Source organism: Edaphobacter dinghuensis, from assembly GCF_014640335.1.
In the GTDB taxonomy this organism is placed as follows: Bacteria; Acidobacteriota; Terriglobia; order Terriglobales; family Acidobacteriaceae; genus Edaphobacter; species Edaphobacter dinghuensis.
Genome location: NZ_BMGT01000003.1, coordinates 451131 through 463487 on the forward strand (window position 1 = coordinate 451131; position 12357 = coordinate 463487).

Genomic DNA, 12357 nt, shown 5'->3' on the forward strand with positions numbered 1-12357 from the left:
ATCCTTTCTATTGCTTTTTGCGGCCAGATGCAGAGCGTGTGGCCCGGATGTAAGCGGCGGCAGCAGTGAGACGGACAGGAGCCTTGGTGTCGTCGAAGAGAGGCAGTAGCGCGTTGGGAACAGACCTGTCGCGATAGCTGCCGACGGCGGTGGCTGCTGCTGCGCGAACTGCTGGGTCCTTGTCGGTAAGGGCGGCGATCAGCTCACTGCGAACCGGACCGGTGTTCTCCTGTGATAGCTGTTCGATAGCCGAGACGCGAGCGTTGTCGCCGCCGTTTTTGCGCATGTATTCGACTGCCGTAATGCCGAAGCCAAAGGGACCGAGAAGCATGGATGCTCCCTGGAGCGCGCCGATGCGGGCCAGAGCTGCGGGGTCATGAAGCTCCTTGTTTGCTTGATGCATGGCTCCGTTCACCAGGTGAGGATTAGCGCTGCGGTCGCCGTTGGCGACGGCCATGAGAACGTCCTCACCAGAGCGGTCGTTCATCTTCCATAGCGTGGTGGCAGCGACGAAGGCCACCTGCGGTTCTTTGTCGTCGAGCATGGCCCGGATATTGGTGGTGAGGTTACGGCTCTTGGTCTGTCCTGCAGCGAGGACAGCGGCGGTGCGTACATCGACGTCGGGGTCTTTCATGGCATCGACGATCATCCTTTCACTGCGGGGATTGATGCCGAGGGTACCGAGCGCGGAGAGAGCCTGAATGCGAAGATCGGAGTGCTTTGTATCCTGAACTGCAGCGGTAAGCATGGACCAGGCTTCGTCGTTGTTCTGTGCAACGGTTGTGTGAGTACGATCGCGAACTGAAGGCTGCGATGCCTGTTGCTCCTGCTGGGTGGTGGTTACGATCTTGGTGTCGGCAACAGTCGAACTGCTCTGCGCCCGGGCCTGGTTGAAGGAGAGCAGGAGAAGAGCAATCGGCAGGAAGGTTGTCCTGGTAAATCGAAGAACGCTGGCGCGCGTAGGCATGGGTGTTGCTCCGTCAATCTATAAAAATAATGAGATGCTCGTTGATGAAAATAGCCTATGTTCGCGGATAAATGCAGTGATGCATTAGTTATAGAGGACGGAATGCTATACTCGGCCAAAATTCACAGCCTCAAGGATTGACCGGGCTCACACATGCTCTTTAAGGTTCGCAGTGCAGCAGTTTACGGCATCGATGCGCACGTCATTGATGTAGAGGTCGACTTTTCGGGCGTCAAGTTGGACAAGGAACAGTTCAACACGGTGGGGCTGCCGGATGCGGCGGTACGGGAGAGCCGTGACCGGGTGCGGTCGGCGATCAAGAACTCCGGGTTCGATATTCCACCGACACGAATTACGATCAACCTGGCTCCGGCAGACCTGAAGAAAGAAGGCTCGGGGTTCGACCTTCCGATTGCGATTGGAATCCTGGGCGCGTACGGCGCGCTGCACAACAAGGATGTCAGCGATTTTCTGTTGGTGGGCGAGCTTGGGCTGGACGGCAGTCTGCGAGCGGTGCAGGGAATGCTGCCGATTGCGGTTGCGGCGCGTGCCCAGGGGATTCCGAACCTGATTATTCCGGCGAGCAATGCGCGGGAGGCGGCGGTTGTGCAGGGGGTGAACGTCTATCCGGTGAAGACCCTGCTCGAGGTGAGGGAGTTGTTGAACTCGGCGTCAATGGGAACGCTGATAGCGGCTCCGTTGAAGGTTGAGACTGCCGACCTTCTCAGCGAGATGCAGCACTTTCCGTTCGACTTTAAAGACGTGCGCGGTCAACATGTGGCCAAGCGGGCGCTGGAGGTAGCGGCTGCGGGCGGCCACAATATTCTGATGATCGGGCCGCCGGGCTCAGGCAAGACGATGCTGGCCAAGCGGCTGCCTTCGATCCTTGCTCCTCTGCGGTTTGAAGAGGCGCTGGAGACGACGAAGATTCACTCGGTTGCCGGTGTGCTGGACGCGGAGCAAGGATTGGTGACGCACCGCCCGTTCCGGTCGCCGCACCACACTATTTCTGATGCGGGGTTGATCGGCGGCGGGATGATGCCGCGGCCAGGCGAGGTCTCGCTGGCGCATAACGGGTTGCTGTTTTTGGATGAGCTGCCGGAGTTTCCCCGGAATGTTCTGGAGGTGATGCGCCAGCCTCTGGAGGACGGCATGGTGACGATTGCCCGAGCGGCGATGAGTCTGAGCTTTCCGGCCCGGTTTATGCTGGCGGCGGCGATGAATCCTTGCCCCTGTGGCTACTTCAATGACAAGTCGCGGGAGTGTATGTGTACGCCCCCGATGATCCAGCGATATGTCTCAAAGGTCTCGGGGCCGCTGCTTGACCGGATCGACATCCATATTGAGGTGCCCGCAGTGCAATATAAGGAGTTAAGGGGCGGGGTGTCGGCGGAAGGGTCGGAGGAGATTCGCACCCGGGTGTTGGCGGCGAGAGAGCGGCAACATGAACGGTTCAGCGCGGCAGGGGAGCGGACCAAAGGGTCGGCGAAGGCAGCATCGCGACCGGTCTTTGCCAACTCCCAGATGAATACCCAGCAGATTCGAATTCATTGCGAGCTCTCGTCGGAGGCGGAGCGCCTGCTGGAACGCGCGATGCAGCAACAGGGGTTAAGTGCCCGGGCGCACGACCGGATATTAAAGGTGGCGCGGACAATTGCGGATCTGGATCGGGAAGAAGGTATTGCGGTAAAGCATATCGCCGAGGCTATCCAATACCGCACTTTGGATAGAAGCTATTGGTCATAAAGAATGACCATATAGGTTACCGTATAGGGTAAAAGTATTAGTTTCAATGATGATTGTTGGGAAAAGAGGTGGAAAGATCCTGTTTTTGGGATATTGGTATCAATGGATTCCCAAAAAAAGTATTGACCTGACCTCTCAGACCATTTACTTTACCTATGTATCGAGCTGTACCGCCCTGCTGGACGACCTTCGGGATAGCAGGGGGCAGCCGACGAGGTTTTTGCTTGCCAGAAGAGTCTGGTTGGCTTCTCTGTTTCACGCCAAGGCGCTGGCCGCGCTGAATCGCATGAGAGAGACAGGTCGTAAAATAAGCCGGTTTGTACCGGTTGAAGAGTGGTTTTGCCTGCGAGATTTAGCAGCAAGCAGTTGTTGTCGATAAGAGAGTCCAAGGACGGTTTCTCTGCGTCTAATAAGTGGTAGAGCAGATCCATTGAATTTGGCAGTTTGAATAATTTTCAGGCGAGTGAGCGCTAGCTAGACGCTTACGCTTTTAGAAAGAAGGGGAAGAAATATGCGCTCAGATCTTATCTTTGGGGCACTTACGCACGTGAACAACCGCTACGAGCTTTGTCAGCTGGCGTCGAAGGCGACGCGTAAGCTGCACAAGCCCAACACACGGCTGCAGGACACGACCAACGAAGTGCTCGATCGTTTCAAGGATACCGTTCCGATGAATGAATCCGAAGATGCAGTTGTCAGAAAGATTGAATTGCAGGAACGCCGCGCGGCATAGCGCGGCTTTTCCTGTGTCCACCCTTAACCGAATATCCGCTTTATAACCCCACCCGCAACTTCGCTTACCTCAGGCCTTCCGCACGACCCCCCGTCAGGCAGATCCCGCCTCCGTTCAAACAATCCCTCCTTTATCAAATCAAATTCCAGGTAAAAATATGACTATTTCAGAGTTGAAAGAACACAACATTGCGGAGCTGGGCAAGCTTGCGCGCGGCCTCGACATCGCCGGAACCAGCGGCCTTCGCAAACAAGACCTTATCTTCAAGATTCTTCAGGCGCAGAGCGAAAAAGAAGGTCACATCTTCGCCGAGGGCGTCCTCGAGATTCTGCCCGATGGCTACGGCTTCCTTCGTTCTCCTGATTACAACTATCTGCCCGGTCCGGACGACATTTACGTCTCGCCTTCCCAAATTCGCAAGTTCGACCTGAAGACTGGCGATACCATCAGCGGCAACGTTCGCCCGCCGCACGAAGGCGAGAAATACTTCGCCCTGGTCAAGATCGAGGCCATTAACTTCGAGTCGCCCGAAGAGACCCGCAACAAGATTTTGTTCGATAACCTGACCCCGCTGTATGCCGCGGAGCGGGTGAAGATGGAGACGGTCCGCGAAAATCTTTCGGGTCGCGTGATGGACCTGTTGACGCCGATGGGCAAGGGACAGCGTGGTCTGATCGTCGCTCCTCCCCGTACCGGTAAGACGATGCTGCTGCAGTCGATCGCCAACAGCATTACGAGCAATCATCCCGAAGTCGTTTTGATCGTTCTGCTGATTGACGAACGTCCGGAAGAAGTGACCGACATGCAGCGCTCGGTGAAGGGCGAAGTTATTTCGTCCACCTTCGATGAGCCCGCGGCTCGTCACGTACAGGTTGCCGAGATGGTGATCGAGAAGGCGAAGCGCCTAGTAGAACACAAGCGCGATGTCGTGATTCTGCTGGACTCGATCACGCGTCTGGCTCGCGCCTACAACACCATCGTTCCGCCGTCGGGCAAGGTGCTCTCAGGCGGTGTGGACTCGAATGCGCTGCAGAGGCCGAAGCGTTTCTTCGGCGCGGCCCGCAACATTGAAGAGGGTGGCTCGCTCACGATTATTGCCACGGCTCTGGTTGATACCGGTTCGCGCATGGACGAGGTCATCTTTGAAGAGTTCAAAGGTACCGGCAACATGGAAGTCATTCTCGACCGCAAGCTGGTCGACAAGCGTGTCTTCCCGGCCATCGATATTCAGCGCTCCGGTACACGTAAGGAAGAGTTGCTGATTCCGAAGGAAGATCTGCAGCGGACGTGGATTCTGCGCAAGGTGCTGAATCCGCTGTCGCCGGTCGAAGCGATGGAACTGCTGACGGACAAGCTGGCCAAGACCCGGAACAACCAGGAGTTCCTGCACAACATGAGCTCGATCTAAGCGCTTATTGAAGAAGGTTACGGCGCGATGCAACTTTGCATCGCGCCATTTCATTTTTGCTTCACGCTTAGTAGCCGTTGGCGATGAGATATTGCTCGGTGATTCCAGGGCCGTTGGACTTCTGCTGGCGCTCGGCATATTTGGCCAGAACGTCGACCTCGACATTGAGTGGAGATCCGATGGGCAGCGTGCGCAGGCTGGTGGCGGCGTAGGTGTGAGGAATGATGGCGACCTCCACTTCATTGCCGCGAACCGAGGCTACAGTCAGGCTGATGCCTTCAATCGTGATGGAGCCTTTGTTGACGACATACGCAGTCAGTTGTTCCGGGATTGATATGCGGAGGCGGTAGTCGGTCAGTTCGGTGTCTGCGGTGATTGCATCGAGCGCGACCAGCGTTGCGGTTCCGTCGACGTGACCTTGCACGACGTGGCCGCCGAGCGGCGAACCGGCGGGCGTTGGCAGCTCGAGGTTCACGATGGAACCGGGTTCGAGGCGCGAGAGCGTTGTAAGGGCGATGGTCTCGGCGGCGAGGTCGGCGGAGAACCGCGGAGGAAAGGCGTTGGGCTCGATGGAGAGCGCAGTGAGGCAGACTCCGCTGACGGCGATGCTGTCGCCGGTGTTGAGCTTGCTGGTGAGGGTTGGAGAGGCGATGGTGATGCGCGTCACACCAGCGATCGGCGTAACGGCGAGCACGGTTCCAGTGGTTTCGATGAGGCCGGTGAACATGGATCTATTTTAGTGGTTAGTTGCCGGCCATGGATCGTGGAGATAACCAGTGATGCAGGCGTCGGTGTCGAAGCTGGTTCGAGTGGTTCGATGAAGCGATTGCTGGAAGAGATAAGGCGAGGCGATGCCTTCGGCGAAGGGAAGGGATTGTGAGCCTAGTTCTGTTTCGGAGTAGAAGAGAATGGCTTTGTCGACGAGGTTTTGGCGAAGGAAGGCTCCGTTGAGATGAGAGCCTGCTTCGAGCAGGAGGCTGAGAATCTGTCGTTCGGCCAGAGCTTTGAGGACTGCGGTCAGCCTTAGTTGGGTATCTTCTTCGGGAATGGCTTCGACTTCGGCTCCGGCTTTGCGGAGGGCTTCGATTTTTTCTGAAGAAGCAGTTGCTGCGGTGAAGATGAGGAGATCGTGGTTCGCTGTGCGAATTAGCTGCGAGTTGAGCGGTGTGCGCAGGTGGGTGTCGAGGATGACCCGGAGTAGAGGGCGGCGACGGGGTTGATTGGTGCGGTCGGTTAGGGCTGGGTCGTCGGCGAGGACGGTGCCGATGCCGGTGAGGATGGCGTCGGAGACGTGGCGGAGACGCTGAACTTCGGCACGAGCGGCGGGGCCGGTGAGCCAGTGGGGCTGGTTGGGAGTGCGGGTTTGAGGTGCGGGAGCGAGGTAGCCGTCGACGGAGAGCGCGGTTTTGAGTGTGACGAAGGGGCGATGGTTCTGGATGAAGTGAGCGAAGGCATCGTTGAGATCGCGAGCTGGTTGCTGGAGGATGCCGAGAGTGACTTCGATGCCGGAGGCGCGAAGTTTTGCGATGCCCTGACCGCTGACTTGCGGGTTGGGGTCTTCGGTAGCGACGACGGCTCGTGCGATGCGAGCGGCTACGAGGGCGTCGGCGCAGGGGCCGGTTCGTCCGTGGTGGGAGCAGGGTTCGAGGGTGACGTAGGCCGTAGCGCCGGTGACGTCGATGCCGCGCTCGCGCGCCTGCTTGAGTGCGACGATCTCCGCGTGGTCGCGGTTGGCGTAGAGATGCGTGCCTTCGCCGATGATCTCGCCTCCTTTGACGAGGACGCAGCCTACTTGGGGATTCGGCGAGGCGAGGGCTACGGTTTCTCTGGCAAGCGCGATGGCCCGCTGCATGAAGGCTTCGCCTTTTTCGGTGTTGGGCAGAGTGGTCATGCTTTTATGAGGATAGCTTGTGGATGTTGCTGTTTTTGCGGCGGTATTCTCTCCCTGTGCTTTGTAATGAATTTAAATAACATGGGTGCTTAATAGGAAAAGTGAAGATTGGGAACAACGCTGCAGTAAAAGGCTTTGTGAGGACATAAATGAATCGATCTACGCCTAAAGGTCGAGATTGAAATCATCCCATGGCTTGATGACAGCGAATGAGCTTGTAGATAGGATCGGGCAGTTCAAGAAAATGATAGCGAATCGATCGTTCACGCGGTGAGGCCAGATGGCTCTCCGGCGAGTGCGGTCGACGGAACGCATGACCCCACTTCAGAGAGAGTGGGGCGGCCACGGATTCAATTCAGGAGACTTATGAGACGCGCTTGGTTGCTGGCTGTATTAGGCATTTTGATTTTCGCTACTCCCATGGTTGAAGCGCAGACGAATTATGCTGTTCTGCGCGGCGTAGTGACTGACCCTCAGCATCTTGCCATTCCTCATGCCACGGTGAAGCTGACCTTAGTCAAGACTGGGGAGGTGCGGGAGATATCGGCGAATGAACAGGGAGCCTACGAGGCAGGGGGATTGTTGCCGGGGGCTTACCTGCTGGAGGCGAAGAGCCAGGGATTTGCCGTGGCTCGGCGGTCGCTGCAACTTGAAGTGGGACAGCAGGCGACGTTGGATGTGGCGCTGGCGGTCGGGCCGGACAGCCAGACGGTGACAACGGTGACAGCGGTGACAGCGGCGGAGCTGTTGAAGACTTCGGATGCGAGCGTGGGCGAAGTGGTGGACCAACGGGCGGTGTCACAACTGCCGTTGAATGGTCGGATGCTGGTGGACTTGATGCTGACCGTGCCGGGAGCGCATGTGGGGATGGGGGCGCAGACGGGAGACACGAATCCCTTGTATTGGCGGCCGGGACAGCGATCGGCGATCACAGTGGGCGGCAATCGTCCGAATGCCAATTATTTTCTGCTGGACGGCGCGACCAATACCGATCCGACCTTCAATACGCAGAACTTCAGTGCGTCGCCCGATGCGGTGCAGGAGTTTCAGGTGCAGATCGGAAGCTATTCCGCGGAGATGGGAGGTGCGGGCGGCGGACAGGTGAACATTGTCACGCGATCGGGCGGGACGCGGCTGCATGCGACAGCTTATGAGTTTTTGCGCAACGGAGCGATGGATGCCCACTCGTTCAACGACATGGGCGGGACGAACCACCTGGTGCAGAACAACTTTGGCGCTTCGCTGGGCGGGCCGGTGCTGCCGGGCAAGAAGACTTTCTTCTTTATGAACTATGAGGCGCTGCGACATGTCCAGGCGGATACGATGACGTTGACGGTGCCGACGCCGGAGGAGTCGAGCGGCGACTTCAGCATGAGCGGAGTAACGATCTACGATCCGGCGACGACGGTGGTGAATCCGAAATATAACCCGGCGCTTCCGGTGAGTCGGCAGAACCCGCAGTTCACGCGGCAGCCGTTTCCGAACAATGTTATTCCCGCGAGCAGGTTAAGCTCTGTCGCGGTGACGATGCTGACCAAGTACGTGCCCCAGCCGAACCTGATGATGGGCATGGGCGGCAGCATGACGATGATGGGGCAACCGACAGTGGTAGGTGCCGGCAATGACTCCAATAACTATCTGGATGTGCGCAACGAAATCCACTATACCGATCAGGGGACGGTGCGGATCGACCGTCAGTTCAATGCCAGCAATACGGGATTTGCACGGTACAGCGCGGGCGGCGAGCATGGGTTTATGCCGGAGAACCTGCCGGGGTTCGGCTACCTGCATGACAATCTTTCGCAGCAGGGGATGGGGTCGTACAGCCACGTCTTTACGCCGTCGCTACTGAATGTGGCAACGATTGCGGTGTCGCGGTTGAGCATGAACCATACGACAGAGAGCGCGAACAAGAACGACATTACAGGCGAGTTGGGAATTGCGGGGGTAGGGTTTGGCGGACCGGGTGCGTGGGGAGCACCTTACTTCGCGGTGCAGGGATATTCGCCCATCGGGGACAGCTTTTCGGCGACACCGATGCACGCATGGGACACACTGGTGGAGGGGCGAGATACTTTCACATGGCTGTTGGGACGGCACAGCCTGAAGTTTGGCGGCGTCTATCAGCGGTTCATCTGGCCGATGTGGGGGTTCTTTCAGAATCGCGGATACTACCAGTTTACGAATGGCTTTACGACGGACATTGGAGCGAACGATGGCACCGGGTCGGCCTTGGCGAGTTTTCTGCTGGGGCTGCCTGCGGTTCGCCAACGGCAGGCGGGAATTCCGCAGATGAACCTAAGCCAGTGGTATGGCGATGGGTATGTGCAGGACACCTTCCGGCTGACGGACAATACGACTCTCGACTATGGCGTGCGCTATGAATATATGAGCGCGTTGATCGACAGGAGATATACCAACAGCAATCTGACGTTCGCATCCGATGGAACGCCGAGCGTGTTTATCGGCGGCCAGAATGGAATGCCGAAGGGGCTGATGTATCCCAACCGGACGGACTTCGCGCCTCGCCTCGGGATCTCGCAGAACGTGCCGGGCAGGGGACTGGTTCTGCATGCGGCGTATGGGATCTTCTATACGCCGGTGGACATGAATACATGGTGCAATCAGCGGCATAATGTTCCGTACACCTTTCCGGAGACGAACCAGAGCGACAACTTTACGCCGTCGATCAATGGCTTCAATTTTGCCCCGGCTGTGCTGGGCAAGACCGTAGTCAGCTTTACGGCGATGGAGACGCATCCTTCGCCGCAATACATTCAGCAATGGAGCACGTCGATGGAGCAGAGTATCGGAAAGAGCACAGTGGTCGAGATCGGCTATCTGGGCTCGGGCGGATTTCATCTGCAACGCTCGCATCTGATCAATAACGCGCTACCGGGGCCGGGGCTGATTCAGCCGCGGCGGCCATTCAAGCAGATCAGCTTCGTTCCCAATTCGGTGATTCCACCTGGCGTGACGGTGGTGAGTACGACCTTTGGCGTGAGCACGATCAACCTGCTCGAAAATTCGGCGCAGAGCTGGTACGACGCAGGCTATGTGAATGTGCGGCGGCGGGCAGGAAAGGGACTGAGCTTCCTCGCAAACTACACCTGGTCGAAGAGCCTTTCGAACTCACCGGATTTTCGTTCGCCGATGTACGAAGCGGCGATTCCGCAGAACAATAACGACCTGGCGGCGGAGAAAGGACCGGCGTGCGATGTGAGGAATCGCTTCGCGCTGAGTGCGGTATATGACGTGCCGGCCTGGGGACGGAGCCGGTTGACACGTGCAGTGACGGCGGACTGGCACACTTCTGCGATCTTTCAGGCACAGAGCGGATTTCCGCTGACGATTTCGGTGTTTGGCGACACGGCGAATGCGGGCACGGCGTTGGGTGAGAATCCCATACGGGCCAATGCCGTCATCGGCCAGCAGATCTTTGGACCGGGAACGAGGAATGCGACGAACTGGTTTAATCCGGCGGCGTTTGCGGCACCGCCCGCATATACATTCGGCGATGTGGGGCGCAACTCGGTCGTTGGACCGGGGATGGAGACGACGGATGTGAGTGTGGTGCGCAGCTTCGCGCTGGGCGAGCTTATGCGGCTGGAGACTCGGGGCGAGTTCTTCAACGCGCTGAACCACACGAATCTGGGGACGCCAAACCGGTTTGTGAATACGGCGGGGTTTGGGTCGATCACCGAGGTGACTACGCCGGGACGCGAGATCCAGCTTAGCGCGCGGCTTTCGTTCTAAGTGTTGAAAATAAGGCCTTTGCCGATGGTGGCGGCAAAGGCCTAAATATTTAGGTTGACAGATGCAGATGTCTCGGCCTAGGCTCCTATTTGTTTAGGAGTAGCTATGGTCGGACGTAAAAAAGGCACGAATGCGCTTACTCCTCTGGAGCTGCAGATTATGCAGGTGCTTTGGAGCGAGGGGGCGGGCAATGTGCAACATGTGCAGAAGGGGCTGCTGCCCAACAATGAGCTGGCTTACAACACGGTGCAGACCATGCTCAACGTTCTTCATCGCAAGGGCAGGGTGGAGCGGACGTTGGAAGGGCGTGCTTTTGTCTACTCTCCTGTTGCTTCGCGGGAGACGGTGCTGGGGCAGGCTGTCCGCGATCTGGTCGAACGTATGTTTGGAGGCTCTTCCGAAGCGCTGGTGATGAGCCTGGTGAAGAGCCGTCAGGTCGATCTGGAGCGGATTGCGGACCTGAGCCGGAAGATTGCGGCTGAGGAGAAGGGAGAAAAAGATGAGTAGCTTCTCTGGCTTTATCGTCTCTTACTTTATTAACTCGATCTGGGAGGTGGCCCTGATTGCTGCGGCGGGATGGCTGGTGAGCCGCCTGCTCAAAAAAGTTGGACCGCAGGAGGAGCATCTTGTCTGGGTGTCTACGCTGGGGCTTGCGATTCTTGCGCCTGCGCTTCCTCTCTTTCGATGGCTGTTAGCTTTTGTGCATCTTCCTTATGCGGCGGGTGGACGTACTTCGATTGCCTTTGTTGCGGCTCAGGGCGCAGTGCTGAATCAGAGGGGGATTTATGTCCTGCCTGCGGTGCTGGTTGGGGCTTTGCTGTCTCTTTACTTCGGTGCGCTGATCTTCTTTGCGGTGCGGCTTGCATGGTCGTTGCGCTCGACGGCAGGGCTGCTTCGGGTGGCTCGTCCTCTCTTGCTGACAGAGGAGCAGGAGGAGATATGGCTTGATTGCAAGCGGGCGTTTGGGTTGGATACGGCTCGGATTCTTTGCTCTTCGCGTATCTCAGGGCCGGTGACACTGGGGTTGCGTGCTCCGGTGTTGCTGGTGCCGGATTCGTTTGTTGCAGACTGTGCGCCGCAGGACCTGCTGGCTGCGCTGGCGCATGAGTGCGCGCATATGAAGCGGCGGGATTTTCAGAAGAACCTTTTTTATGAGGTTGCGAGTCTCTTGCTTGCCTTTCACCCTGTTAGTTGGATTTTGAAGATCCAGATTGCGCAGACGCGGGAGATGATCTGCGATGAGATGGCCACGGAAGGGCTGATCGATTCGCGCCGCTACACCGAATCCCTGCTACGACTCGCGACCATGGTGGCTGTTGGGCCGCGTGTCTCAACCTCTCACGCCATCGGGATCTTCGATGCCAACATTCTGGAGAAGCGAATCATGATGATGAATCTTAAGAAGCCGCGTGTTAGCTCTGCTTTGAAGTATGGTTTGGTGATTCCGGCGACTGTGTTTCTTCTTTCTGTTGCTTTGGGTGGAGCGGCGCTGGCGGTGGTGATTGAGCCGCCGTCTTCTATGCAGGCAGCGGATCAGGCGCAACCGTATGGTCAGGTTTATAAGATCGGCAAAGATGTCATTGCGCCGAAGCTGGTGTCCTCTGTGGAACCTCAGTTTCCGGAGTCTGAGCGAGGGAAGAAGGACAAGTTTGAAGGAAGGTGCCTAGTTGGTTTTGTAGTGGACTCATCGGGAGCAGTGCATGATGTGCATGTGAAGCGTTCGTTGCGCCCTGACTTCGATGCGAAGGCAGTGGAGGCTGTGGAGCAGTATCACTTCAAACCGGCTATGCGGGCGGGAGAGCCGGTGGCGGTTGCGCTGAATGTTGAGGTGGACTTCAAGAGGTTCTAAAAATTGG

General features: G+C 57.5%; 10 protein-coding genes. 7 read left to right on the forward strand and 3 right to left on the reverse strand.

Translation table 11 applies throughout. The features are described 5' to 3' along the window. Positions 1-7 precede the first annotated feature (7 nt). Positions 8-967, reverse strand: coding sequence for a HEAT repeat domain-containing protein (locus IEW09_RS13855; RefSeq protein ID WP_188554797.1), 960 nt, complete (start codon positions 965-967; stop codon positions 8-10). A gap of 153 nt (positions 968-1120) precedes the next feature. Here IEW09_RS13855 and IEW09_RS13860 point away from each other — a divergent pair, with 153 nt between their 5' ends. The 4 genes from IEW09_RS13860 (at position 1121) to rho (ending at position 4854) form a co-directional block, all read left to right on the forward strand. After that, positions 1121-2713: a YifB family Mg chelatase-like AAA ATPase gene (locus IEW09_RS13860; protein ID WP_188554798.1), complete on the forward strand. Its 1593-nt coding sequence runs from the start codon at positions 1121-1123 to the stop codon at positions 2711-2713. Positions 2714-2759: 46 nt separating this feature from the next. After that, the gene (locus IEW09_RS13865; protein WP_188554799.1) at positions 2760-3092 is read left to right on the forward strand and encodes a hypothetical protein; all 333 of its coding nucleotides are present in this window, start codon (positions 2760-2762) and stop codon (positions 3090-3092) included. Positions 3093-3224: 132 nt separating this feature from the next. Further along, positions 3225-3446 (forward strand): DNA-directed RNA polymerase subunit omega, encoded by a 222-nt coding sequence (locus tag IEW09_RS13870; protein WP_188554800.1) that lies wholly within the window; start codon positions 3225-3227, stop codon positions 3444-3446. Positions 3447-3603: 157 nt separating this feature from the next. After that, on the forward strand, positions 3604-4854 hold the full coding sequence (gene rho / locus IEW09_RS13875; protein ID WP_188554801.1) for a transcription termination factor Rho: 1251 nt from the start codon (positions 3604-3606) through the stop codon (positions 4852-4854). A gap of 67 nt (positions 4855-4921) precedes the next feature. Here rho and IEW09_RS13880 read toward each other — a convergent pair whose 3' ends face one another. Both IEW09_RS13880 and ribD read right to left on the reverse strand, forming a co-directional pair. Continuing rightward, entirely contained in the window at positions 4922-5581 is a 660-nt protein-coding gene (locus tag IEW09_RS13880; protein ID WP_188554802.1) for a riboflavin synthase, read from the reverse strand. 9 nt (positions 5582-5590) lie between these two features. Further along, on the reverse strand, positions 5591-6745 hold the full coding sequence (ribD, locus tag IEW09_RS13885) for a bifunctional diaminohydroxyphosphoribosylaminopyrimidine deaminase/5-amino-6-(5-phosphoribosylamino)uracil reductase RibD (RefSeq protein ID WP_188554803.1): 1155 nt from the start codon (positions 6743-6745) through the stop codon (positions 5591-5593). A 366-nt stretch (positions 6746-7111) separates the two neighbouring features. Here ribD and IEW09_RS13890 point away from each other — a divergent pair, with 366 nt between their 5' ends. The 3 genes from IEW09_RS13890 (at position 7112) to IEW09_RS13900 (ending at position 12350) form a co-directional block, all read left to right on the forward strand. Then, positions 7112-10501 (forward strand): TonB-dependent receptor, encoded by a 3390-nt coding sequence (locus IEW09_RS13890; RefSeq protein ID WP_188554804.1) that lies wholly within the window; start codon positions 7112-7114, stop codon positions 10499-10501. Between the two features lie 105 nt (positions 10502-10606). Beyond that, positions 10607-11008 carry a BlaI/MecI/CopY family transcriptional regulator gene (locus IEW09_RS13895; protein WP_188554805.1) on the forward strand — a complete coding sequence of 134 codons (402 nt, stop codon included), beginning with the start codon at positions 10607-10609 and terminating at the stop codon, positions 11006-11008. After that, the gene (locus IEW09_RS13900; protein WP_188554806.1) at positions 11001-12350 is read left to right on the forward strand and encodes a M56 family metallopeptidase; all 1350 of its coding nucleotides are present in this window, start codon (positions 11001-11003) and stop codon (positions 12348-12350) included. The genes IEW09_RS13895 and IEW09_RS13900 overlap by 8 nt, the downstream gene beginning before the upstream one ends. Positions 12351-12357: the final 7 nt, after the last annotated feature.

What these genes read in the sequence shown, in the direction of transcription:
- IEW09_RS13870 (WP_188554800.1), top strand. Translation starts at nt 3,225, where the DNA reads ATGCGCTCAGATCTTATCTTTGGGGCACTTACGCACGTGAACAACCGC.
- IEW09_RS13855 (WP_188554797.1), bottom strand. Translation starts at nt 967, where the DNA reads ATGCCTACGCGCGCCAGCGTTCTTCGATTTACCAGGACAACCTTCCTG.
- IEW09_RS13880 (WP_188554802.1), bottom strand. Translation starts at nt 5,581, where the DNA reads ATGTTCACCGGCCTCATCGAAACCACTGGAACCGTGCTCGCCGTTACG.
- rho (WP_188554801.1), top strand. Translation starts at nt 3,604, where the DNA reads ATGACTATTTCAGAGTTGAAAGAACACAACATTGCGGAGCTGGGCAAG.
- IEW09_RS13895 (WP_188554805.1), top strand. Translation starts at nt 10,607, where the DNA reads ATGGTCGGACGTAAAAAAGGCACGAATGCGCTTACTCCTCTGGAGCTG.
- IEW09_RS13890 (WP_188554804.1), top strand. Translation starts at nt 7,112, where the DNA reads ATGAGACGCGCTTGGTTGCTGGCTGTATTAGGCATTTTGATTTTCGCT.
- IEW09_RS13860 (WP_188554798.1), top strand. Translation starts at nt 1,121, where the DNA reads ATGCTCTTTAAGGTTCGCAGTGCAGCAGTTTACGGCATCGATGCGCAC.
- IEW09_RS13900 (WP_188554806.1), top strand. Translation starts at nt 11,001, where the DNA reads ATGAGTAGCTTCTCTGGCTTTATCGTCTCTTACTTTATTAACTCGATC.
- ribD (WP_188554803.1), bottom strand. Translation starts at nt 6,745, where the DNA reads ATGACCACTCTGCCCAACACCGAAAAAGGCGAAGCCTTCATGCAGCGG.
- IEW09_RS13865 (WP_188554799.1), top strand. Translation starts at nt 2,760, where the DNA reads ATGATGATTGTTGGGAAAAGAGGTGGAAAGATCCTGTTTTTGGGATAT.